Below are 24436 nucleotides of genomic sequence, written 5' to 3'. Positions count from 1 at the left end.
AAGTGAACAACATGGATAATGGCCAGCATAGGTTAAAAAGTTTCCTAACCTCAGCGTTTATGAAGGGGATAGTGTTGACACTCATTATTGCCTTAGTAGCAAAGTATATTTCGACATTTCCGTTTTTCTCAATATTAGGACAGCTTGTCATTGCCATTATATTAGGTATGGCTTGGAGAGCGGCCTTTAAGGTGCAGGATTCTTGGCAAACAGGCATAACATTTTCAAGTAAAAAATTATTACGCCTCGGCATTATTTTTCTAGGTATGCGTTTAAATTTAGCGGATATTTACAATGCTGGCGCGAGTGTCTTTCTTATTGCGTTGATTAATCTGGTATTTGCTTTAGTGGTTGTATATGGCTTAACGAAGGTATTTCATGTTGATAAGAAGCTAGGTATATTAACAGCTTGTGGCACAGCCATATGTGGAGCTGCTGCTGTTGTTGCCATTGCTCCTCAAATTAAAGCAAATGAAAAAGAAACGGCAGTGGGCGCAGCGATAGTCGCATTACTAGGGACTGTATTCACATTAGTCTACACAGTGTTATACTCTGTATTTAATTTAACTCCTACTGAATATGGTATTTTTGCGGGAGGCACCCTGCATGAAATTGCTCATGTTATTGCAGCGGCCTCAGCTGGTGGAAATGAAGCCATTGATATGGCAGTTATTGTGAAGCTAACACGTGTTGCATTGCTTGTACCAGTAGCGATAGTCATCGGTATTTTATATCGAAGAAATGATAAGGAGCAGGAAAAAGAAGGGTTTTCACTGTCGATCATTCCATGGTTTATTCTTGGGTTTTTAGCGATGAGTGCTATTAATTCGTTAGGGATTGTACCAGCTAATGTAGCGCAAGCATTTGTAAATATCGCTTATATTTTAATTGGGATGGCGATGGCTGGACTAGGTTTAAATGTAGACATAAAAACCTTTAAACAATTAGGCGTAAAAGCGTTTATTGCAGGACTTATCGGTTCGGTTTGCTTATCAATACTAGGCTATGTTTTAGTTATTTTCATGTAATAAAGAATTGAAAAAAATCCTGCATTTTCGAAAATGCAGGATTTTTTAGATAGAATCAGAAGATGTTTTAGTTTTTATCCTACTACCTCATAAATAGTGGAGTTATGGTATACAAATCGAAAATTAGCGTGATGCCTCAATTGAAGAAGCTAATTCAGCTATAACTATTTTGCTACCAATCATTGGACTGTTTTCAGGTTTTCCTCCCTCAGAGCCTTGTCCAGGACGGTGATGAGCTGCAGCGAATGCATCGCTGTTACGCCAAGCTTGGAAATGCTCCTTAGACTCCCAGTACATATTGACGCTCATTTCGTCATAAGTCGGATCATCAGTTGAAACTAATACCTCCACTTTATGGAAGCCTTCAAACTGTTGTAGAGGTCCTGGCTTTGTAAAGTTCGGTGCCATTTTTGCAGCAAAGCCGGGTTTTACTTGAATACGATTTGTAACAATAATCATACTTTTTCCCCCTAATCATTTTTTAGTTAACTATACGAATGAATCGTCAATGATTATCATTCGCAATCAATAATAATTCGCCTAGGAAGACCTTGTCAATAGAAGAGCAATGTAAATTGCAAATAGCTCGATATTTTAAATGTATGAACCAAGACCTAAATAAAGAAATATACGCCACTATATGAATGAACAGACTCAGTAGGTTCTGACATTTAATTGACATAATCCGATGATATAGAGGCGCGGCCGCTATTAAACGCCTTACTTTTCAATGAAGAGTATCGTGCTAAATATGAAGGCTATTTAGAAGTGATAGCAACTAATTACTTAACAGAAGATAACGTACAAAACATTACCAAAAAATTAGCATTGCTATTAACAACGTATGTGGAAGTGGATCCTACGAAAATTCTCTACAACAGAACAGTTTATAGAAGCGGGAATCTATTTTTAAGCAGCTGCCTGGGGAACTTGTCTTTGTTTTTAAATTTAACCGAAGAGGTCGTTAAAAAATAACCATATCCAAAACTTTTAAGTATGGTTTTTGCTGTTTATCGTGCTAAAATGAATCATTCTTTTTTTAGGAGTAATAGTATGAATGAACATCAATTTGATAAATATTTGCATATTAACACAGTGGGCGAACAATACGGCTTCCCTAAACTAGCTCATTACCATCGCTATGAACCAACACCGTATGTTGGCTTAGAACAATTATTTTCGGAATATGAAATGCCTGATAATCCAGTGTTTATCGATATGGGATGTGGAAAAGGGAGAGTCCCTATTTATGTACATGATAAATTTCATATTCCGACAATTGGGGTAGAAATGGATGCAGGTTTTTATGCAGAGGCTGAGAATAATAGAAGGGGCTATCTTCAAAAAAAGAGTGCTCAAGCTCCGATTTCCTTTATTCATACAATAGCGGAGGACTATGCTATTCAACCAGGCGACACGGTTTTCTTTTTTTTCAATCCGTTTTCAATCCATATTTTCCGTACAGTTATTCATAATATATGGAAGTCTTATGAACAGCATATGCGTGAAATTCATATTATTTTATACTACCCACCGTATGATTATTTACAGTTTCTACATCATGGGACGCCTTTTGAATTAATACATGAGGTTCATCTTGAAAATGAAACAAATATTAACGAACGCCTCTGTGTATTTGCATTGAAAAAAGCTTAGAGCTGTAGAAATAATCCAGCTCTAAGTTTTTTTAATAAGATTTAAAGACTAAGATAAATTAGAAAAAATAATCTTATTATGATCGAATGTTACTTTATTTCCCTGGGAATAAATAGTTAATGATAATTCCAAATTAATACTTCCCGAGAACGTTTTAGTGCCTTATATCCTAGAACTAGCAATTTTCGAAAAAAGGACTTTTTGTAACGAGATTTTATCGTAAAAAAATAATCGGAAATGATAATTTTATATTAATATTCATTTTAAATTAATAGATAATTCTTAAATTACTAATTATACTGAAAAATCACTCTAGACTAAATATAAAGAATGTTTTACAATGTAAAAGGTTTAATTGAATAATATATTGATTTAGTTATAGATAGTTATAAATTATTATTTTGGATATTTTTGTTATTGAGGAAATGTCATGGATTGTTTATAATTATCAGAAATATCTAATATTTGAAAAAACTTAGGGGGAATATAATTATGAGAGAGAACAAAAAGCTTAAAAAGTTTGGCTCACTTCTAGTTGCATCTTCACTACTTGCAGGCGTTCTTGCTGGCTGTGGTAACGGAGGTAGTTCAAGTTCAGGAGGAGGATCATCATCAGGCGGTGGCGGTTCTTCTGACGGTGATACGATTAAAATCGGTGCAAACTTAGAGCTATCAGGTAACGTAGCTTCCTATGGTTCTTCGATTGGTGTAGGTGCAGACCTTGCAGTGAAAGAAATTAACGATAAGGGCGGAATCGGCGGTAAAAAAATTGAGCTTATTAAAGTAGATAACAAGTCTGAAAACTCAGAGGCTACTGCAGCAGCTCTTAAACTAGCAACACAAGATAAAGTAGTAGCAATGCTAGCACCAGCAACTTCTGGTAATACAGTTGCTACTGTTCAAATTGCAAACAGCAATAAAATTCCAATCGTTACGGGCTCTGGTACAGCTCCAAACATTACAGTTAATGATGATGGTAGCGTTAATGAGTATGCATTCCGTACTTGTTTCATCGACCCATTCCAAGGGATTGTAGCAGCAAACTTCGCTTCTAATGAATTGAAAGCTAAAAATGTAGCTATTTTTGCGGACAACGCATCTGATTATGCAAAAGGTTTAGCAAAATCATTTAAAGAAACAATTACAAAAAATGGCGGGAAAGTTGTAAAGGAAGAAGCGTATGTAGCGAAGGATACTGATTTCCGTACACAATTAACAAATATTAAAGGTGAGAAGCCAGACTTTATTTTTATCCCAGGATACTATGAAGAGGTCGGTTTAATTGTTAAACAAGCGCGTGAAATGGGTATCGATGTACCACTGATGGGGGCTGATGGCTGGGATTCACCAACATTAGTAGAGCTAGCCGGTGCGAAAGCGTTAAATAACACATACATCACCAACCACTACTCTGCAGAAGACCCAGATCAAAAAATTCAAGACTTCGTAAAAGCGTTTAAAGCAGCGAACAATGATAAAGCACCAGATGCATTCAATGCACTTGGCTATGACTCAATTTACTACATTGCTGATGCTATTAAGCGCGCAGGCTCTACAGATGGGGAAGCTATTAAAAAGGCTTTAGCTGACACAAAAGATCTTTCTTTAGTAACAGGTACTTTCTCGGTTGACAAAAATCATAACCCAATTAAAACAGCAACAGTTCTTGAATTTAAAGACGGTAAACAAGTGTTCAACTCTAAAGTTAATCCTTAATGTTTTCTAGGCAAGGGGAGGCGGGTAAACACGCCTTCCCTTTTAGTTTTATAGACTAAGTAAAAAATTTTTTAAGAGGACACAATTTACTCTATTTTCAATAATAACATATAGAAGTAAGTCTATTTTTGCATTTTTCAAAAAATAAAAAGGAGTGAACGCTCATGGAATGGATACAGCAGCTTGTGAATGGTATTTCACTAGGTAGTATCTACGCATTAATAGCGCTAGGGTATACGATGGTATACGGAATTATTAAGCTAATTAACTTTGCCCACGGCGATGTCTTCATGATTGGGGCATTTATTGGCTTTTATGCAATTGCTAAATGGGAGCTTGGCTTCTTTCCAGCACTGTTATTAGCGATGGTGGTCTGTGCAATCTTTGGTGTTTTAATTGAACGTATTGCTTATAAGCGTTTGCGAAATGCCACGCGTATTGCGGCTTTAATTACTGCAATCGGTGTATCACTATTAATCGAATATACGACTATTTTCTTCAGAGGTGCGCAACCTGCGGCATATCCTGATGTCATTACTAATAAATCATTTGATGTTTTCGGTGTTCAAATCAGTAGTACATCAATATTAATTTTATCTGTCGCAATTGTACTGATGGTTCTTTTACAATTCATCGTACATAAAACAAAAATCGGGAAAGCGATGCGTGCGGTTTCTCATGATGCCGATGCAGCACGTTTAATGGGCATTAATGTAGATAATACAATTTCAGCGACATTCGCAATTGGTTCTGCTCTAGCTGGTGCAGCAGGTGTTATCTTTGGTGTTTACTATACAAAAATCGATCCATTAATGGGTGTTATTCCAGGGGTTAAAGCATTCATTGCGGCAGTACTTGGCGGTATTGGTATTATTCCTGGTGCCATGGTTGGCGGTATGTTGCTTGGTGTTGTGGAATCATTAGTAAGTGCACTTGGTTTCTCTCTATGGCGTGATGCAGCGGCATTCGTTATTTTAATTTTAATTTTAATCTTTAGACCATCGGGTATCTTTGGTAAAAATGCCCGTGAGAAAGTGTAGGTGAGCGGTGATTATGAAAAAGTCTAAAGTTTTCTGGGGCTATGCCGTATTAGCGCTAGTCATCTATGCAGTTGTTCAGGTGCTTATTTCAACGAACATTCTCGATATTTACTATCAAAATATGTTGATTACAATGTGTATTAACATCATGCTTGCGGTCAGCTTGCACATCGTTATTGGGATTACTGGTCAGTTCTCGATTGGGCATGCCGGCTTCTTAGCGGTAGGGGCATATGTTTCTGCCATTATTACAACTAAATTAATGCTTCCGTTTCCATTAGCAATTTTCTTAGGGGCACTTGCAGCAGCAGTAGCAGGTTTAATCGTAGGAATTCCAACATTACGCTTAAAGGGTGACTACTTAGCGATTGCAACGCTAGGCTTTGCGGAGATTATACGTATTATCTTTTTAAATACGGACTATGTTGGTGGCGCGGCTGGGATGCAGGTTCTATATTTATCAAACTGGACTTATGCATTCATCGGTGTTGTTCTAACAATTCTAGTCATCTCAAACTTTACGAATTCTCGTCATGGACGTGCATGTATCTCGATTCGTGAGGACGAAATTGCGGCAGATGCAATGGGTATTAACACAACCTACTATAAAGTTGTAGCTTTCGCGATTGGTTCCTTCTTTGCTGGTCTTGCAGGGGCCATTTTTGCACATAACTTTTACATTATTCAACCGACAACTTTCGGTTTCTTAAAATCATTTGATATTTTAATCTATGTAGTTCTTGGGGGCTTAGGAAGTCTTTCAGGATCTGTCATAGCTGCAGTTTTCTTAACAGTAGTCTCAGCATATCTAGCAAACTTCCCAGAAACACGTATGATTATTTACAGTTTAGTATTAATAGTCGTAATGCTATACCGTCCAACAGGTTTGATGGGAACTAAAGAAGTTACGGATTTATTTAAGTTTGGTAAAAAAGGAGGTACAAAATAATGACTGGAGACCTTCTTATCAATGTTGAAAACATGGGCATTCAATTCGGTGGTTTAAAGGCGGTACAGGGCGTTAATATGTACCTAAATCAAGGAGAACTAGTGGGTCTTATAGGGCCTAATGGTGCTGGTAAAACAACAAGTTTTAACATGCTTACCGGAGTGTATAAGCCAACTGAAGGCACGATTACATTTGACGGTACAAAGTTGAACGGGCTTGCACCCTATCAAGTAACACAAAAAGGTATTAGCCGTACATTCCAAAATATTCGTTTATTTAAAGAGCTATCTGTTTTAGATAATGTTAAGGTAGCGAACCATTCGCTTGCAAAGCATTCCATGTGGTCTTCTATTTTCCGCTTGCCGAATCATTTTAAAGGTGAGGCAGAAATGGAGCATCAATCTATTGCGTTTCTAAAGATCTTTGGCTTAGATGTTTATAAGGATGAGCTTGCGAAAAATTTACCTTATGGGATGCAACGCCGTTTAGAAATTGCTCGCGCCCTAGCTGCGAATCCTAAGTTGCTTTTATTAGATGAGCCAGCAGCAGGGATGAACCCGCAGGAGACGCATGATTTAATGGAATTAATAGCGTTTATTCGTAAAGAATTTGGCTTAACAATTCTTCTAATTGAGCATGATATGAGCTTAGTTATGGGGATTTGTGAACGTATATACGTGCTCGATCACGGTCAATTAATCGCTGATGGGACACCAGAAGAAATTCGCAACAATCCAAAGGTAATTGAAGCTTACCTTGGCGAGGAGGTTATCAGCTAATGTTAAAAGTACAAAATATAGATGTATTTTACGGTAACATTCAAGCATTAAAGGGCCTCTCTTTAGAAGTAAATGAGGGTGAAATCGTAACGTTAATTGGTGCAAACGGTGCTGGTAAAAGTACATTATTAAAAACATTGTCAGGCTTATTAAAACCAAAGGGTGGCATCATTGAATATGAAGGCTTCTCTATCGCAGGGAAGGCTGCACAGACAATTGTAAAATCAGGCATTTCACATGTTCCAGAGGGGCGCCGTGTTTTTGCCAATATGTCCGTTGAAGAAAACTTAGAGCTAGGGGCATATCTTCGTAACGATAAAGCTGGCATCAAAAAAGATCTGGATCATGTGTATGAATTATTCCCACGTCTTTTGGAGCGTCGTAAACAGCAATCAGGTACATTATCTGGTGGTGAGCAACAGATGCTAGCGATGGGGCGAGCATTAATGGCAAAACCAAAATTGTTATTAATGGATGAACCTTCAATGGGGCTTGCGCCACTCATGGTAAAAAATATTTTTAATATTATTGAGCAAGTCAACAAAGAGGGTACAACCGTATTACTTGTTGAGCAAAATGCGAATATGGCCTTATCAGTAGCAAATCGTGCGTACGTACTTGAAACGGGACGTATAGTATTATCAGGGACAGCAAAAGAGCTTCAAGAGAGTGAACAAGTAAAGGCAGCTTATTTAGGTGGTTTATAGAGGGAGAAGACGTCTCAATTTCTGAGGCGTCTTTTTTATGAGCGAAGGGAGTAAAAAAGACGGATAGACCAGTTAAAGTGAAGGATAAAAAAGGCTAAGGCGACGGAAAGAAGTCAAAGCGACGGAAGGAAAGACTAGAGCGACGGGAAGAACAGTCAAGGTGACGGAAAGAAGGGGCAAAACGACGGAAGGAATGATCAAAGCGACGGAAAGAAGTCAAAGCGATGGATGGAAAGACTAGAGCGACGGAAAGAACAGTCAAGGTGACGGAAAGAAAGGGCAAAACGACGGAAGGAATGATCAAAGCGACGGAAAGAAGTCAAAGCGACGGAAAGAAAGACTAGAGCGGCGGAAAGAACAGCCAAGGTGACGGAAAGAAAGGGCAAAACGACGGAAGGAATGATCAAAGTGACGGAAAGAAGTCAAAGCGACAAGAAAGAAAGGCCAAAACGAAGTAGAATGTTCAGATCGACGAAATAGCAGTAGCATTCGTCGTTTATTATTTGGTAATGTGGACGAAAGGAGTGATGTTTTATGAAGTATTCAGCACAGTATTTTATTGAGAAATTAAATTTAGCAGAGCATCCAGAGGGAGGGTATTATATATCCTCATTTAGAGCATCTGAAGATATGGCTGTAAGGGATGTACAAAGACCAATTTATACGAGTATTTATTTCTTACTTCGTTCACAAGATATATCTCATTTGCATCGCTTGAAATCGGACGAGCTTTGGTATTATCATGCTGGCAGTCCGCTAACAGTCCATATGATTTTCCCGGATGGTATATATGAGGCGAAGAAGCTTGGGTTAAATGTTGAGGCAGGAGAAGTACCACAACTAGCAGTACCGAAAAATACTATATTTGGCTCATCCGTAGAGGATGCAGATACATATAGTTTAGTAGGCTGTATGGTTGCACCAGGCTTTGATTTTGAAGACTTCGAATTATTTACACAAGATGAGCTTTTAGCTGACTATCCACAGCACGAGGAAGTTATTCGAAAAATGGCTTACACGAAAATTTAACTTATTTTAGCAGGCATAATTGATTAGAAGAAAAGTAGCCGTCTCAAAATTAGTTGAGACGGCGCTTCCTATTTACCACGAAATAGTTTCTGGATATTTAGCTTTAATTTCGATTTCATGTAACGATTTTTTTGTAGTAATCGCCGCTTCCATGAGTTGTGATTTTAGTATTACATACTCATCGTCTTCTAACATTAATCGGAGAGCAAACGCTGCTAAATGTCTAAATCCCAAAAATCGCCGCTAATACGTGCTCCTGTTAACGGCTCAGTACTTCGAATTGACAGCATAGTTCAATCCCCTTAAAGTGCTTTATTTTGGTGTGTATTTAAGTAGTCTGAATAGTTCTGTTCGTTCTTTATCTGTTAAATCGCGCCACTGTCCAACTTTTAAATTGCCAAGCTTAATATTCATAATACGAATGCGTTGTAGACGCTTAACGGAGTAGCCAAGTGCTGAACACATACGACGTATTTGACGATTTAAACCTTGCTCTAAAACGATTTTAAAGACTTTATCAGATATTTTTTCGACATAACAAGGTAGGGTTGTAGTATCTAAAATATCTACACCGGCCCCCATTTTTTTGATGAATTGCTCCGTAATAGGTTTATCAACTTGCACGATATATTCTTTTTCGTGATGGTTTTCCGCACGTAAAATTTTATTGACGATGTCACCATCATTTGTCAGTAATAATAGCCCTTCTGACTCTTTATCTAGCCGTCCAATATGGAAAATGCGAAGAGGGTGATTGACAAAATCAACGACATTTCCTTTTATATGACGTTCAGTTGTACTTGTAATTCCTACTGGTTTGTTTAAGGCAATATATACGAGCTGTTCTTCTTTCTTTACCTCTTTTCCATCAACACAAACCAGATCACCAGCTTCTACTTGACTACCGACTGTAGCAAGTTCACCATTAATTGTTACTTTACCTTCTTCTACCCATTTATCCGCACCGCGACGAGATACGATACCTGTTTCACTCAAATATTTATTAATGCGCATACTGTTCTCCTATACATTTATATTATTTTTAAGTATACATTATAGTTGGTCACACCGTGAATCTTAGAAGCTTTTCTAGCAAAAATAGCTCTTCGCCACAGCTTACACAATCCACTCCAGGAAAATGTTTTTCGTGAGTCTCTTCTTCACTCATACTTCGTTCCATGTGCTTTCATAGCAACCTACTTGTAAAGATTTTAGTGTTAATTTAAAAATATTTAAAAAAGTTGAAATTATTTTTCGTTTCTGACAATATATTGAGTAAGAGGGTGTCTATGAAAATATCGTTATTTCGATAAAAAATAACGATATTTGTAGATTATTTTCTCATTATTTTGTGTAAAGGGGAGAAGTAAAATGGTTTATGCATTTCCAAACGCTGAAGGGTCGGTAGTTCAATTCAAAGAGAAATATAATAATTACATTGGTGGGGAATGGACACCTCCAGTGAAAGGACAATACTTTGACAATGTTACACCTGTTACTGGACAAGTTTTTACACAAGTAGCTCGTTCTACTGCTGAGGATATTGAATTTGCACTTGATGCAGCATATGCCGCAAAAGATGCATGGGGAAAAACATCCGCAACAGAGCGTGCAAACATTTTACTTAAAATTGCGGATCGCATAGAACAAAACTTAGAAAAGTTAGCCGTTGCCGAAACATGGGATAACGGAAAAGCGGTACGTGAGACATTAAATGCAGATATCCCTCTTGCCATTGATCATTTCCGTTATTTTGCGGGAGCTTTACGTGCACAAGAAGGCGCAGTAAGTCAAATCGATAATGATACTGTCGCTTATCATTTCCATGAGCCAATTGGGGTAGTAGGTCAAATTATCCCTTGGAACTTCCCGTTATTAATGGCTGTTTGGAAGTTAGCACCTGCACTTGCAGCTGGAAACTGTGTAGTGTTAAAACCTGCAGAGCAAACACCAACTTCGATTATGGTGCTCGTTGAATTAATAGAAGATTTATTGCCAGCAGGTGTACTAAATGTTGTCAATGGCTTTGGCTTAGAGGCAGGGAAGCCACTAGCATCGAATCCACGCATCGGTAAAATTGCCTTTACTGGTGAGACAACGACAGGTCGCTTAATTATGCAATATGCTTCACAAAACCTTATTCCAGTTACATTAGAATTGGGCGGCAAATCGCCAAACATCTTCTTTGAGGATATTATGGACGAAGATGATGCCTTTTTAGATAAAGCAGTTGAGGGCTTTGTATTATTCGCATTAAACCAAGGTGAAGTATGTACATGTCCTTCTCGTGCATTAATTCAAGAATCTATTTACGATAAATTTATGGAGCGTGTTTTACAGCGTGTTGAAGCGATTAAAGTTGGGAATCCACTTGATCCGAATACGATGATGGGTGCGCAAGCTTCAAGTGAGCAAATGGAAAAAATCCTTTCTTACTTAGATATTGGTAAGCAAGAAGGTGCCGAATGTCTAATTGGAGGAGAGAAAAATAATGTAGGATCAGGCTTTGAAAATGGCTACTACATTAAGCCAACTGTCTTCAAAGGGCACAATAAAATGCGTATTTTCCAAGAAGAAATTTTCGGGCCAGTTGTTGCTGTAACAACATTTAAAACAAAAGAAGAAGCGTTGGAAATTGCGAATGACACATTATACGGTCTAGGTGCAGGTGTATGGACACGTGATATGAATACAGCTTATCGCTTCGGTCGAGGTATTCAAGCAGGGCGCGTTTGGACAAACTGCTACCATGCTTATCCTGCACATGCGGCGTTCGGTGGTTATAAAATGTCGGGTGTTGGTCGTGAAAACCATAAGATGATGTTAGCGCATTATCAGCAAACGAAAAACCTATTAGTTAGCTACAGCGAAAACAAACTTGGTTTCTTCTGATCAATAGGGAGGTGCATGAGCGTGGTCGAACGTGTTATAGCAACAGAAGAAGCGCTAGCACTAATCGAATTATTGAAAGAAAAGCATGGACCTGTTATATTTCATCAATCAGGTGGATGCTGCGACGGCTCTTCGCCAATGTGTTATCCAGAGGGCGACTTACTATTAGGTGATCAAGATGTTTGCCTAGGAGAGATTGGTGGTGCTCCCTTCTATATGCATAAAAATCAATATGACTATTGGAAGCATACACAAATAATCTTGGACGTTGTCGATGGTAGAGGTGGTATGTTTTCACTTGAAGGCGTCGAAGGTAAACGATTCTTAACAAGGTCAAGAGCCTTTTCAACAGAGGAGTTAAAGGAATTAGGGTTAATTTAACTTCTTTCAAATGTTTTTTGTAACGTAAGTGAAACGACAGTTACAGATGTTAAAGCCTCCGGATGCAATTATGCCGAGGCATAATTGATTGCTTTTAGAGACAGCGGCAAAAAGTATTGCTGCTGTTTTTCTATGTTCATTTTTCTGGAAAAGTGTATGTATTACGTAATACCAAAATAATCGTAATCAATCTTGTTAGGTTTCGAATAAGGACTCTCTACTGGTCATTTCAATCAAACATCGGCTCATTAAACGCCCCTCCCAGGAAAGCGACCAGACGGAACGGAAATCAACCCCTCGTTATGGGAGCCAAAATGGATGAATCCTTTTTTGTTTGATTACGTAAATATGGAAAAGGAGCGTGTTAAACATGGATTTTGTTATGATTGAAAATCAGTTTACAAATATGGTGGAGGATGTCTCAAAGGCTGTCGGATGGACGGTAGATCGTAAAATTGTGTTAGCCATTGCTAGCAAATATGTGGCATCTGGGAAACTGTTTGATTCCGTTAAATATAAAGAAGTATTACAAGAAGTGAAAAAGCAAACGTCATGGACATCTCCGTTAAGAACAGCGGTAGGCTATAGTATTGCTGCGAATTTGATGGAGCAAGAGGATGCAGAACTAGCGGTGAAAAATTTACTGAACAACGTTAACATAATGAAGGAAGCAAAATTTAGAAGTGGGAATTTTAGTTTTATTGGTGCACAGTTTTTAACGGAAGAGGAACGTGAGAAACGTGCACATGCACAGGCAGCGCGTGCATTATTTGATGCAATCCGTAAACATCATAAGTTTTTAACGTCATACGATGATATTCCTTATGCAGTATTGTTAAGTAGCCCATCTGATGATGTTGAGCTACGTGCGGAAACAATGAATCGTTATTATAAAGAATTACGTACATATAATTTTAATGCGGGTAATGAGCTTCAATGGCTATCGCAAGTGCTGACTTTCTTATCACCTCAATATGATAATAAACTAGTGCCAAATGTTGCGACAATCCGTGACACACTAAAGAATCAGGATGTAAAGGTCAAGACGATGCACTATCCATTACTTGGCTTTTTAGCAATCCTCGAAGTGAATCAAGTACAGCTGCAACAGATTGTTGATTTATATCATGAATTAAAGGGTATGAAACTTTTAAAATGGCATCGTGAATTTGTGTTATTTATGGCCATACAAATTGCAATTTATGATATGGCGCAAGTGCAACAATCCTTATCAATGACGATCATGTCATCTATTGAATTATTGATTCAAGCACAGCAAGCAACGATGTTCGCGGCAGTTAGTGCAGCAGCTGTAGCATCAAGTTCTTCGTGATACAATAAAGAAGAACTTGATTTTTGGAGGTGCATTTGCAGGATGAAGGAAACAAAACTTTGGATTAATGGCCAGTGGCAGAACACAAAGGCAACATATGAGTTGAAATCACCCTATAGTGGTGAGGTTATTGCAAAAGTAGCTAAGGCGTCAATTTCTGACGTTGAGCAAGCAATAGAAGGTGCACAGGAGGCATTCCAAACGTTTAAAAAGACAACAGCCTACGATCGCGCCGAAATATTATATAAAGTGGTCGACATTATGCGCCAGCGTAAAGCGGAATTAGCTGAAATTTTGGCCTTAGAGGCGAGTAAGCCAATATCAGCAGGTTTAACTGAAATAGAACGCACAATAGCAACCTACCAATTTGCTGCGGAGGGAGCTAAGCAAGCAAAGGGTGAAATGGTACCGATGGACGCTGCACCTGGGGCAGGGGATCGTATTGGCTGGACAAAACGAGAACCTCTAGGTGTAATTTCTGCCATTGCACCATTTAATTTTCCATTTAATTTAGTGGCACATAAATTAGGTCCTGCTTTTGCAGTTGGAAATACAGTTGTCTTAAAGCCGGCGACGCAAACACCATTAAGTTCGATCGTGATGGCGGAAATTTTCCAACAAGCGGGGCTACCTAATGGTGCGCTTCAAATTATTACAGGTAGTGGTGGGGAGCTAAGTGATACACTTGTGACTCACCCTCTTGTGAAAAAGGTGACATTCACTGGAAGTGGTAAGGTTGGACTAGGCATTAAAGAAAAAGTAGGCTTGCGTAAAGTCACTTTAGAACTTGGTTCCAATGCAGCAGTAATTGTCGAGCCATCGACACCAATTGATAAAATTATTTCGCGTTGTGTCGGTGGTGCCTTTAATTTTGCTGGACAAGTTTGTATCTCCTTACAACGTATTTATGTACACGCATCTATTATTGATGAATTTACAAAGGCGTTTGTAGCTGAAACAGAGAAATTAGTGGTAGGTGATCCACTAGATACAAATACGGATGTTAGTGCAATGATTAATCCAAAAGAAGTTGAACGTATTCGTCAATGGATTGAGGAAGCAAAGTCACAAGGTGCGGTAGTTGCAACAGGAGGAACATTCACAGAACGTACTTTAACGCCAACTGTTATGACAAATGTGACGTCGGATATGAAAATTGTTTGTCAGGAAACATTCGCGCCAATCGTCTCAATTGTTTCATATGAAACATTAGACGACGCTATTCGACTAGTGAATGAGTCGGAACTTGGCTTAAATGCTGGAATATATACGAATGTGTTACAAGATGCATTATGTGCAGCGGATGAAATACAGGCAGGTGCTGTTATTATTAATGATATTCCGACATTCAGGGTTGATAATATGCCATACGGTGGCGTAAAAATGAGTGGCTACGGACGCGAAGGTATTAAGTGGGCAATCGAGGAAATGACAGATATGAAATTTATTACAATGAAAAAATTGTTCTAATTTGCATCAGCTCTTTTTCTGCGATACGATGACGAAAGAACATTCATGAAGGGAAGCTGCAAGAACTATGACAAACAACGCAATACCAATGGGCCAGTCACGTACTGTTCAAACACGTCTCGTATTACCGCCAGATACAAATAATCACAACTCCATTTTCGGTGGAAGAGTGTTAGCTTATATTGATGAAATTGCTGCTATTACAGCAATGAAGCATGCAAAAGGGCATGTAGTTACAGCCTCTATTGATTCGGTTGATTTTTTATCGGCAGCACATGTAGGGGATATTTTAGAAATTGAAAGTATTGTTTCGTCAACGGGACGTTCTTCAATGGAAGTTTATGTTCGGGTTATTTCACGAAACATTGAAACTCGTGAGGAAAAATTAACGACAGAATCCTTTGTAACGATGGTTGCAGTAGATGATGATGGAAAACCTAAGCCAGTTCCTGCAATTTATCCTGAAACAGATGCTGAAAAACGTCTGTTTGAAACCGGCCCTGCAAGAAGAGAACATCGTAAACAAAAACGGGAATTACCGCATTAAAAATGAAAAGGGAAATTGACGTATACTGTCAGTTTCCCTTTTTCGTGCTTACATTTTTAACTCATTTACCACATTAATTAGTGAATCGGAAGAAGAGGAAACTAGTGTAGCCCCTTGTGACAGTTCAGTAATCAAGTTAGAGATTGCTGAAATATCTCTTGATGTATTTACATACTGCTGTTGAATGCCAGAAACAGCATCGGCGATATCATTAAATGATTTAGATAAACTGTTTTGTGTATCTACGCTATGTTGAATCTTTTGATCAACGTTAATAACTGAATTCGACATTGTTGTAATATTACTTTCTGTTTCTTTAATGAGATGAGAAACATTTTGTACAGCATTTTTTGTTTCTTCTGCAAGCTTACGGACTTCCTCTGCTACAACAGCAAAACCTTTACCGTGCTCACCTGCACGAGCAGCCTCGATAGAAGCATTCAATGCTAATAAGTTCGTTTGATCGGCAATGCCTGTAACCAGCCCTACAATTTCTGATATTTTTTGAGAAGATGTACGTAGCTGGTTCATCGTCACTTCGAGACTGTTTACACTTTGTAAAATAACCTGTATTAAATCATTTTGATCTTGTAGCTGCTGCTGTCCACGTCTGGATTTTTCCTGTGTATCAGCAACGAAGGTTAAGCCTTGCTTAGTAGCTACTGCGATATCGTCTGTTTGAGAAGAAATGACTAATAAAGAAGCTGCTGTTTCTTCGCTAATTCCATTGAGTTCCTCTGCCGTTTTTTGAATGGTAGTAACAAGTGCATTTTTTGTGTCATCAGCTGCTGTACGAATGCGTTCTTCTTCTTTTTCATACGCTTCGATTACAAGTTGCTGCTCGAAGTTAATGATTTTACAGAAGGCATTGATAGCACGTATTGCATCATGCTTCGATAGATCTAACTCATTTGTAAAGCGTGTAAATGTCGTCGTTAATGACTGGAATGAGGCGATATACCACTTCGATTGTAGACCAATTCGAACATGGGTTTCGGCAATTGCCTTCCGTTCATCAATATAAGAGTTATTAATACGACTTTCGAAAATATCACTCAAATGCTTATGTAAAGTAACTTTTAAACGATCGATATGTGACGTTCTGTTTATAATATCTAACAAATTTTGGCTCAAACTAATGGCTGCATAAAATTGCTCCACCATTTCAGGAACTAAATCCTTAGCTAAGGGCTGTAGTTGTTTAATGATGGCTAAATCCTCAATTGTTAAATCTAAAAGCTGCAACTGTTTTTGAAGTTTTGGATGGTTTGATACATCCAATTGGACATTATTCTTATAATTTTCAGGTGCTAATGTAATTGAGTAACTAGAATCGTTCTTTTTTGTAAACCAACTCATTGTTGTTTGCTCCATTCTTAATAAATGCATAGAAAGTATATAAAAAATCGAATTGCTTAGTTTGTTAATTTTTCGAAATATATGGTATTTAGTCTATTCTACTATCTTTTGTAGTAAATTTGGTTAAAATTTTAGTTTATTTCTTTATTTTTTTATAGGTATTATAGATGATTGTCGATTAAAAGTCATGAAATAGACTATTAAAAAGGTAATAGGTAAATTGAATTTGAAATAGGAAACCTGTAAAATACGAACTGTTTAGGGTGAACGTAACAATAGTTTTGAGGAGGTATTACATGGAGAAGAAGCGTTTCAAATTTGTCATTCCGGTTATGGTAATTGTAGCAATTGGATCGGTGTACATGTTACGAAACTACTATGCTGAAGTACCAGACTTAGATCAACTATTAATTACTATCTGTGCAACATTAGTATCTGGGGTACTTGCATACTTTTTATTTCCACAGCAAGGCGAAGATAAAATTGATGATCGCGGTCCTTATTAACAGTAAAAAGGCACCTTAGAAAAATTTCTTCTAAGGTGCCTTCCGTTTGTCGACAAAAGAATAATTGGCTAATTGTTTGGCTTCAATCTGTGACGTTGGTCCCGAAGGAATTGCTATAGCAACATCACTTTTAAGATTTAAATAAACCGAACCATCCTTTAAGTTTAAAGACTCCCAACATAAATAAAACAATAAGAATCATAATTGCGAGTACAATAAAGTAGCTATATTTTCCGTGTAGCTCTGGCATATAGTCAAAATTCATTCCATAAACACCAGCAATAAATGTTAGAGGAATAAAGATTGTTGAAACAATTGTTAAGGTCATCATAATGCCATTCATGCGACTAGAGCTCATCGCCATATAGCTATCACGCATATCAGCTGTGAGCTCACGGTTGGATTCGATCATTTCGGTGAGTTTAAGCAGATGATCGTAAATATCTCCGAAATAAGCTCGTTCTGATTTCTTAAGTGAAAATCGGTAAGAGTTAAGGATACGATATAATAGATCACGCATTGGTAAAATGGTGCGTCGCAGATCAAGCAAATCACTACGGAATTCAAACACAACTTTCATAGCATTGGGGTTACTTTGATAGGTAAGCTCATCTTCTAGTGCATTTAAATGATCCTCAATCTTATAGACAAGTGGGAAATAGCTATCAACGATTTTATCGATTACCTGGTATGTTAAATATACTGTACCGCGTTCCCAATTCTTTGGCTGTTTTTCTAACATCAATTGTACTCGATCTATTTCCGGAGCTACGTTTTTATGAAATGTGACAATGAATTTATTAGAAACAAAAATGTTTACTTCCTCAGCTATTAATTCTTCGTTAACTCTTTGGATAACAAAGAAATGGAAATCATCATAAAAATCGAGCTTTGGCCGCTGTAAACGCATTAAACAATCTTCTATAGCGAGTGGATGAAAATGAAAAAATGTATCTAACAGTAGTTCTTCCTCATCAGTCGGGCAATTAAAATCGACCCAGTACCATTCAAATTCGTTTTTGTGTATATCTTCAAGCGGAAATTCCTTTATAAGCTTTTGGCCTTTTGTAATTCCAATTGTGCGTATCACAGCATTCACCTCAATTTTCGTTCATTCTATCCTAACAGGTGTAGATATCTTCATCAGATATTTTCTTTAAAACATATCCAACCGCCAAACAAAGTAGTAGCAAAGAATCTAGATGGTTTTGTAAAGCCTGCCTGTTGTAATAGTGATAAAATGTCCTCTTCAAGCATAAATGAAAGAGAACGTATGGATTTCTCCATTTCCGCTACGTCTGATGGTGATAGCTTTGTATGTTGCAGCCAATAAGCACGCCATAAATCAAATTGTAGCTCAGTTTCTAAGGAACCGGGTTGCCCGTATTTTGAGACGAGGACAAATGGGGCACCAGGCTTTAAATTATTCGCTATTTCTTTTAATGTTGCAAGCTTCTCTTGATCATCTTGTATAAAATGAAGCACTAATACACAGCTTGCTGCATCAAACTTTACTGCGGGTAGCTGAGTATCCAGTATAGTTCCTTGATATAAAGAAATATTATTAGGTATGGATTTTAAACGTTCACCAGCTATTTGTAGCATCGCTTCTGACGGATCAATGCCAACAAATGACCAATGAGGTCTTTCCTCAGCGAGCTGTAAAATTTCATTGCCGCTTCCGGAGCCAACTACTAAAAATTCAGCTTTTTCATGTAACGCAGATTGGTAAAAGGTTTGTGTTAAACGTAGCATTGCATCATAGCTAGGTAGTGTGCGACGAATACCTTTTTCGTATTCGTTTGCAAGTTTGTTATTAAACTCCATCGAGTATCACATGCCTTTCAAAAAAAATTTATAAATCCAGCTTACATTTGAAACTATTTAAAGCAAATTTCCGTAAAGAGTAGTACATAAAATAAAAAAAATTAAATGGAAGGATTGATATAAATGGAAACTAAATGGTCTAAGGTAATCATACACGCAAGTGCGTTTTTTGCGCCATGGTTAGTACCAATTATATTTTTCTTAATTGGCTCGGATGAAGAGATAAAGAGTATTGCTGTGCAAGCCTTATTGTTCCAAGTTGTGATGGTGGTATTACTTACGATTTCGGGTATTTTAAGCTTCCTAATCATTGGCATACCGTTCGTAATTGTTTTTGGTATTATGTATTTTATTGCGCCAATTATCGGTATTGTGAAGGCTCTATCTGATGAGTCTTGGCGTTATCCAATTGTTGGTCGCTGGGTATAATTTTTATAGACGCAAGTATATGCTAGTTGCATATGCTTGCGTTTTTTCTATTGCTGAAAAGGGTATCTTATAGCTAAGGACAGCCGCTTGATTTTTTCTGTGTGCGAATTAATTGCAATTATTTTCAAGCGTTTTGTATAATATACTCAAAGAAAGTCAAAGATAGTCAAAGTCAGTGGAGTAAGCGAGGTGTATTCCTAAAATGCGTAATATATCAGACATCATAGAAGGCTACTTAAAGCAAGTACTTGAATTAGGTGGAGAAGGGCATATTGAAATAAAACGTAGTGAAATTGCAGATAAATTTCAATGCGTGCCCTCACAAATAAATTATGTAATTAATACAAGATTTACTGCCGAACGAGGGTACCTTGTTGAAAGCAAACGTGGTGGTGGTGGATACATTCGAATTTTACGTGTCCGCGCGAATTCACAAATTGATCTAATCGATGATGTCCTCAGGCAAATAGACGGTGGGGCATCGCAAACAATGGCAGAAGATTTAGTTTATCGACTAATTGATGAGCAGGTAATTTCAAAGCGAGAAGCGAAAATAATGTTAGCAGCAGTTGATCGCTCAACTATAGATTTGCAACTCCCGTTACGGGATAACATTCGAGCAAAAATTTTGAGAGCGATGCTAACAACGATTAAATATGAACAGCAAAAATAAAAGAGGTGATGGAAATGATATGCGAACATTGTAAGCAGCGTAATGCGACAGTTACCGTAACACAAGTTCAAAGTGGCCAAAAGGTGGAGCACCATTATTGTGACGTCTGCGCCTCGCAGTTCCATCCATTTCATGCTGAATTTAAGCAAGAGCCAATATCTATTCAACAGCTATTATCCAATTGGTTTGGCTCACCTACATGGCAGCAACAAAAAGTGGGTGAAAAACAGCAAGCACAACCACAACCGCAAACATGTCCACAATGTGGATTTACGTATAAACAGTTTTTAAAAGAAGGTAAATTTGGATGCCCTAGCTGCTATGACACCTTTAGCGAGCACTTACCGAAGCTCTTTAACCGTATACAGGCTGGTCCTCAACATATAGGGAAAATGCCTGGTGCTCGAAATAATATTCATGTCATCAAAAAGCAAATTGAAGATATTCGTAAACGTATGAGGATTGCTGTAGATGAAGAACAATTTGAAGAGGCAGCTAAGCTTCGTGATGAAGTGAGGGAACTTGAGAAGCAGCTACAATTTGAAGGTGGTGATGTGTCGTGATGATTGAACCGTTTTTAGAACGTGCTACACCAATTTGGATGAGTGTGGAGGACGATTATTCAGATATTGTCATTAGTACACGCATCCGCCTTGCTCGAAATCTAGATGGTTATCGCTTTCCATTAGCCTTTACAGAGGATGAAGCATTACAGGTGGAACAGGCAGTTACACATGCAATAAAGGACAGTACAGAACTTCGAGAAAATTATTCATATTTTGCTATTAAAGATTTAACGTCTTTACAGCGTCAAATACTTGTAGAAAAACATTTAATTAGTCCTCAGCTTGCAAAGAAAGAGCGAGATGGTTCCATGCTCTTATCAGATGACGAATCAACTAGCATTATGGTGAACGAAGAAGACCATTTACGCATTCAATGTATGACAGCGAGTTTTCAACTTCAAAAGGCTTACGAGCAGGCCAATAAAATCGATCGTGCCTTAGAGAAAGCTTTGCCTTATGCATTTCGAGATACATTTGGTTATTTAACAAGTTGCCCGACAAATATTGGTACTGGTTTGCGAGCATCCGTCATGATGCACCTGCCAGCCCTTACACTTACGGGTCAGATGAACCAAATCATGAATGCAATGACGAGATTAGGAATGACGGTAAGAGGAATATATGGAGAGGGTAGCGAAAATATAGGGAATGTTTACCAAGTATCAAATCAGATTACACTAGGGAAAACAGAGGAAGATATTTTAGCGGACATCGAAAGTGTCGCTGAAAAAATAATTCAAAAAGAACGGCATGCAAGAGGCAAGTTAATGGAAAAAGCAGAACTTGCCTTAGAAGACCGTGTATACCGTGCTTTAGGTACTTTAACACATGCTCGAATTTTAACGAGTGAGGAAGCGGCTACCTGTCTATCCAATGTTCGTTTAGGGGTAGATTTACAGTTAATTGAAGGTATTAAAGCGACCAAATTAAATGAATGTGTAGTCAGTATGCAGCCTGGATTTTTACAGAATTATGCAGGGGATGTTTTGCCGCCTGCTGAGCGAGATCGCGTACGAGCTGAAATGCTTCGTGAGGCACTATCTCGAGAAAATATGAGTAAGCCTATTATTCGGGGAAAAGGAGAGGATTCATTTGATGTTTAATCGTTTTACACAACGCGCGCAAAAAGTATTACAGCTTGCACAAGAAGAGGCAATTCGTTGGAAACACGAATCAATTGGAACAGAGCATATTCTATTAGGGCTTATCCGTGAAGGTGGCGGTATTGCTGCGAAAGCATTAGAAGCCATTGATATTAGTCCTCAAATGATTGAAGCAGGTATTGAAGAGCTTGTAGGAAAAGGTAAAGAGGATGTTGGTCCAATAGTCCATTACACGCCTCGAGCTAAAAAAGTAATAGAACTATCAGTCGATGAATCACGTAAATTAGGTCATTCCTATATCGGCACAGAGCATTTACTATTAGCGCTTATTCGTGAAGGTGAAGGTATAGCGGCCCGTGTATTAAATAATGCAGGTGTCGGATTGAATAAGGCTCGTCAGCAAGTGCTATTGTTATTAGGCAATAACGATAATGCTCAATCTGGTCAACAAGCTGCACAGGCTGCCAATACACCAACATTAGATAGCCTTGCGCGTGATTTAACGCAAATTGCTCGTGAAGGCACTTTAGATCCGGTCATTGGTCGAAGCAAGGAAATTACACGTGTTATCGAGGTTCTATCTCGCCGTACAAAAAATAACCCAGTATTAATAGGGGAGCCAGGTGTTGGTAAAACAGCTATTGCTGAAGGTTTAGCACAGCAAATTATTAATAATGAAGTGCCAGAAATTCTTCGTGATAAACGTGTTATGACACTTGATATGGGGACAGTTGTTGCTGGAACAAAATATCGTGGTGAGTTTGAGGATCGCTTGAAAAAAGTGATGGATGAAATTCGCCAAGCAGGAAATGTTATTTTATTTATCGATGAATTGCATACATTGATCGGTGCAGGTGGTGCAGAAGGTGCCATTGATGCCTCAAATATTTTAAAACCATCTTTAGCACGTGGCGAACTTCAATGTATTGGTGCAACGACATTAGATGAGTATCGCAAATATATTGAGAAGGATGCGGCATTAGAGCGCCGTTTCCAACCAATTCAAGTTGATGAGCCAACAGTAGAAGAAGCGATTCTAATTATTCAAGGCTTACGTGATCGTTATGAAGCACATCACCGTGTGAAAATTACAGATGAAGCAATTGAAGCGGCAGCAAAAATGAGTGACCGATATATTTCTGATCGTTTTTTACCAGATAAGGCGATTGACTTAATCGATGAGGCGGGTTCTAAAGTACGCTTACGCTCATTCGCAGTACCACCAAACTTAAAGGCGCTTGAAGATAAGCTTGAAAATGTGCGCTCTGAAAAGAATGCAGCTGTTTCAGGTCAGGAATTTGAAAAGGCAGCGTCATTAAGAGATACAGAGCAAAAGCTAAAAGATGAAATTGAAGCTACGAGAAAAAATTGGAAGGAAGAACAGGGTAAAGCCGAGTCAAAAGTTACAGTGGATGATGTAGCAGCGGTAGTATCTATGTGGACTGGAATTCCAGTATCAAAAATTGCTTCAGAAGAATCTTCTAAGTTATTACAGCTTGAAGAAGAGTTGCATAAACGAGTTGTAGGTCAAGGAGAAGCAGTAGAAGCAATTTCTCGCGCAATTCGTCGTGCAAGAGCGGGCTTAAAAGATCCGAAACGACCAATTGGTTCATTTATTTTCTTAGGCCCTACTGGGGTTGGTAAAACAGAGCTTGCTAGAGCATTAGCTGAGGTTATGTTTGGCGATGAGGACGCAATGATTCGCGTTGATATGTCTGAGTACATGGAAAAACATTCAACTTCACGTTTAGTTGGTTCACCTCCAGGCTATGTAGGCTTTGATGATGGCGGTCAACTAACAGAAAAAGTTCGTCGTAAACCGTATTCAGTAGTATTACTAGATGAAATTGAGAAGGCTCATCCAGATGTTTTCAATATCTTACTTCAAGTCCTTGAAGATGGCCGTTTAACAGATTCTAAAGGTCGAGTGGTAGATTTCCGCAACACGGTTGTTATTATGACATCAAACGTTGGTGCAGATGCTTTAAAATATCGTAAAAACCTTGGTTTCAACGTAGGTAGTACTGATACGAAGTATAAAGATATGAAGGGTACAATGCTGGAGGAATTGAAAAAAGCATTCCGCCCAGAATTCTTAAACCGTATCGACGAAATGATCGTCTTCCACTCACTAGAAAAAGAACATTTAAAAGAAATCGTAGCGATGATGGCGAATGCTTTAACAAAACGTCTGAAAGAGCAAGACATTTCGTTAGAGTTAACGGATTCTGCTCTAGAGAAAATTGCAGAGGAAGGCTACGATCCTCAATACGGTGCCCGTCCACTACGTCGTGCATTGCAAAAACAAGTAGAAGATCGTTTATCGGAAGAACTGCTAAAAGGCAATGTAGAGAAGGGTAACCAAGTTATCATTGATTACGTGAATGATGAGTTTGTTGTGAAGAAAAAAGAGGGAGTTTCTACTTCTAAGTAATTCTCCCACATA

General features: G+C 38.2%; 26 protein-coding genes. 20 read left to right on the top strand and 6 right to left on the bottom strand.

From position 1 onward, the window contains the following. The first annotated feature begins 11 nt into the window (after positions 1-11). A complete protein-coding gene (locus tag AMS59_RS06040; protein WP_053482859.1) occupies positions 12-1028 on the top strand; it encodes a YeiH family protein in 1017 nt (338 codons plus the stop codon). A gap of 123 nt (positions 1029-1151) precedes the next feature. On the opposite strand, the gene AMS59_RS06035 is transcribed toward AMS59_RS06040, so the two are convergent. After that, positions 1152-1487, bottom strand: coding sequence for a heme oxygenase (locus AMS59_RS06035; RefSeq protein WP_053482858.1), 336 nt, complete (start codon positions 1485-1487; stop codon positions 1152-1154). A 234-nt stretch (positions 1488-1721) separates the two neighbouring features. Here AMS59_RS06035 and AMS59_RS25765 point away from each other — a divergent pair, with 234 nt between their 5' ends. The 8 genes from AMS59_RS25765 (at position 1722) to AMS59_RS06000 (ending at position 8904) form a co-directional block, all read left to right on the top strand. Then, positions 1722-2003: a CotH kinase family protein gene (locus tag AMS59_RS25765; RefSeq protein WP_234007702.1), complete on the top strand. Its 282-nt coding sequence runs from the start codon at positions 1722-1724 to the stop codon at positions 2001-2003. A gap of 78 nt (positions 2004-2081) precedes the next feature. Further along, positions 2082-2684, top strand: a complete 603-nt coding sequence (locus tag AMS59_RS06030) for an SAM-dependent methyltransferase (protein ID WP_053482857.1) — start codon at positions 2082-2084, stop codon at positions 2682-2684. Positions 2685-3176: 492 nt separating this feature from the next. Then, the gene (locus AMS59_RS06025) at positions 3177-4400 is read left to right on the top strand and encodes an ABC transporter substrate-binding protein (protein ID WP_053482856.1); all 1224 of its coding nucleotides are present in this window, start codon (positions 3177-3179) and stop codon (positions 4398-4400) included. A 164-nt stretch (positions 4401-4564) separates the two neighbouring features. Next, positions 4565-5440 (top strand): branched-chain amino acid ABC transporter permease, encoded by an 876-nt coding sequence (locus tag AMS59_RS06020; protein ID WP_053482855.1) that lies wholly within the window; start codon positions 4565-4567, stop codon positions 5438-5440. Positions 5441-5453: 13 nt separating this feature from the next. After that, positions 5454-6389, top strand: coding sequence for a branched-chain amino acid ABC transporter permease (locus AMS59_RS06015; RefSeq protein ID WP_053482854.1), 936 nt, complete (start codon positions 5454-5456; stop codon positions 6387-6389). Continuing rightward, positions 6389-7168, top strand: coding sequence for an ABC transporter ATP-binding protein (locus AMS59_RS06010; RefSeq protein ID WP_053482853.1), 780 nt, complete (start codon positions 6389-6391; stop codon positions 7166-7168). The genes AMS59_RS06015 and AMS59_RS06010 overlap by 1 nt, the downstream gene beginning before the upstream one ends. Next, complete coding sequence (locus tag AMS59_RS06005) at positions 7168-7875, top strand: ABC transporter ATP-binding protein (protein ID WP_049662752.1); 708 nt, start codon at positions 7168-7170, stop codon at positions 7873-7875. The genes AMS59_RS06010 and AMS59_RS06005 overlap by 1 nt, the downstream gene beginning before the upstream one ends. Before the next feature lie 534 nt (positions 7876-8409). After that, positions 8410-8904, top strand: coding sequence for a cupin domain-containing protein (locus AMS59_RS06000; RefSeq protein WP_053482852.1), 495 nt, complete (start codon positions 8410-8412; stop codon positions 8902-8904). A 72-nt stretch (positions 8905-8976) separates the two neighbouring features. Here the strand turns inward: AMS59_RS06000 and AMS59_RS24885 are convergent, their stop codons facing one another. Both AMS59_RS24885 and rluF read right to left on the bottom strand, forming a co-directional pair. Further along, positions 8977-9138 (bottom strand): hypothetical protein, encoded by a 162-nt coding sequence (locus AMS59_RS24885; protein ID WP_156304571.1) that lies wholly within the window; start codon positions 9136-9138, stop codon positions 8977-8979. Positions 9139-9216: 78 nt separating this feature from the next. After that, positions 9217-9918: a 23S rRNA pseudouridine(2604) synthase RluF gene (rluF, locus tag AMS59_RS05995; protein WP_053482851.1), complete on the bottom strand. Its 702-nt coding sequence runs from the start codon at positions 9916-9918 to the stop codon at positions 9217-9219. A 357-nt stretch (positions 9919-10275) separates the two neighbouring features. On the opposite strand from rluF, the gene adh reads away from it, so the two are divergent. The 5 genes from adh (at position 10276) to AMS59_RS05970 (ending at position 15527) form a co-directional block, all read left to right on the top strand. After that, the gene (adh, locus tag AMS59_RS05990; protein ID WP_053482850.1) at positions 10276-11796 is read left to right on the top strand and encodes an aldehyde dehydrogenase; all 1521 of its coding nucleotides are present in this window, start codon (positions 10276-10278) and stop codon (positions 11794-11796) included. Between the two features lie 21 nt (positions 11797-11817). Further along, the gene (locus AMS59_RS05985) at positions 11818-12177 is read left to right on the top strand and encodes a DUF779 domain-containing protein (protein WP_053482849.1); all 360 of its coding nucleotides are present in this window, start codon (positions 11818-11820) and stop codon (positions 12175-12177) included. A gap of 370 nt (positions 12178-12547) precedes the next feature. After that, positions 12548-13510: a DUF4003 family protein gene (locus AMS59_RS05980; protein WP_053482848.1), complete on the top strand. Its 963-nt coding sequence runs from the start codon at positions 12548-12550 to the stop codon at positions 13508-13510. A gap of 42 nt (positions 13511-13552) precedes the next feature. Next, positions 13553-14980 (top strand): aldehyde dehydrogenase family protein, encoded by a 1428-nt coding sequence (locus AMS59_RS05975; protein ID WP_053482847.1) that lies wholly within the window; start codon positions 13553-13555, stop codon positions 14978-14980. A 67-nt stretch (positions 14981-15047) separates the two neighbouring features. Continuing rightward, entirely contained in the window at positions 15048-15527 is a 480-nt protein-coding gene (locus AMS59_RS05970; RefSeq protein ID WP_053482846.1) for an acyl-CoA thioesterase, read from the top strand. A gap of 48 nt (positions 15528-15575) precedes the next feature. On the opposite strand, the gene AMS59_RS05965 is transcribed toward AMS59_RS05970, so the two are convergent. Then, a complete protein-coding gene (locus AMS59_RS05965; protein WP_053482845.1) occupies positions 15576-16886 on the bottom strand; it encodes a globin-coupled sensor protein in 1311 nt (436 codons plus the stop codon). Between the two features lie 296 nt (positions 16887-17182). Here AMS59_RS05965 and AMS59_RS05960 point away from each other — a divergent pair, with 296 nt between their 5' ends. Beyond that, entirely contained in the window at positions 17183-17392 is a 210-nt protein-coding gene (locus AMS59_RS05960) for a hypothetical protein (protein ID WP_053482844.1), read from the top strand. Between the two features lie 130 nt (positions 17393-17522). Here AMS59_RS05960 and corA read toward each other — a convergent pair whose 3' ends face one another. Both corA and AMS59_RS05950 read right to left on the bottom strand, forming a co-directional pair. After that, positions 17523-18482, bottom strand: a complete 960-nt coding sequence (gene corA, locus AMS59_RS05955) for a magnesium/cobalt transporter CorA (protein ID WP_053482843.1) — start codon at positions 18480-18482, stop codon at positions 17523-17525. A gap of 53 nt (positions 18483-18535) precedes the next feature. Beyond that, entirely contained in the window at positions 18536-19219 is a 684-nt protein-coding gene (locus tag AMS59_RS05950) for a class I SAM-dependent methyltransferase (RefSeq protein ID WP_053482842.1), read from the bottom strand. Between the two features lie 123 nt (positions 19220-19342). On the opposite strand from AMS59_RS05950, the gene AMS59_RS05945 reads away from it, so the two are divergent. The 5 genes from AMS59_RS05945 (at position 19343) to AMS59_RS05925 (ending at position 24424) form a co-directional block, all read left to right on the top strand. After that, positions 19343-19648: a DUF4870 domain-containing protein gene (locus AMS59_RS05945; protein ID WP_053482841.1), complete on the top strand. Its 306-nt coding sequence runs from the start codon at positions 19343-19345 to the stop codon at positions 19646-19648. 202 nt (positions 19649-19850) lie between these two features. Next, a complete protein-coding gene (locus tag AMS59_RS05940) occupies positions 19851-20321 on the top strand; it encodes a CtsR family transcriptional regulator (RefSeq protein WP_053482840.1) in 471 nt (156 codons plus the stop codon). A gap of 14 nt (positions 20322-20335) precedes the next feature. After that, positions 20336-20884, top strand: coding sequence for a UvrB/UvrC motif-containing protein (locus AMS59_RS05935; RefSeq protein ID WP_053482839.1), 549 nt, complete (start codon positions 20336-20338; stop codon positions 20882-20884). After that, entirely contained in the window at positions 20881-21990 is a 1110-nt protein-coding gene (locus tag AMS59_RS05930) for a protein arginine kinase (protein ID WP_053482838.1), read from the top strand. The genes AMS59_RS05935 and AMS59_RS05930 overlap by 4 nt, the downstream gene beginning before the upstream one ends. Then, on the top strand, positions 21980-24424 hold the full coding sequence (locus tag AMS59_RS05925; RefSeq protein WP_053482837.1) for an ATP-dependent Clp protease ATP-binding subunit: 2445 nt from the start codon (positions 21980-21982) through the stop codon (positions 24422-24424). Before AMS59_RS05930 ends, AMS59_RS05925 begins: the two co-directional genes overlap by 11 nt. The last annotated feature ends 12 nt before the right edge of the window (positions 24425-24436 follow it).

This window comes from Lysinibacillus sp. FJAT-14745 (genome assembly GCF_001275675.1).
Lineage (GTDB): Bacteria > Bacillota > Bacilli > Bacillales_A > Planococcaceae > Lysinibacillus.
This window is presented reverse-complemented; position numbering and strand designations above follow the sequence as displayed.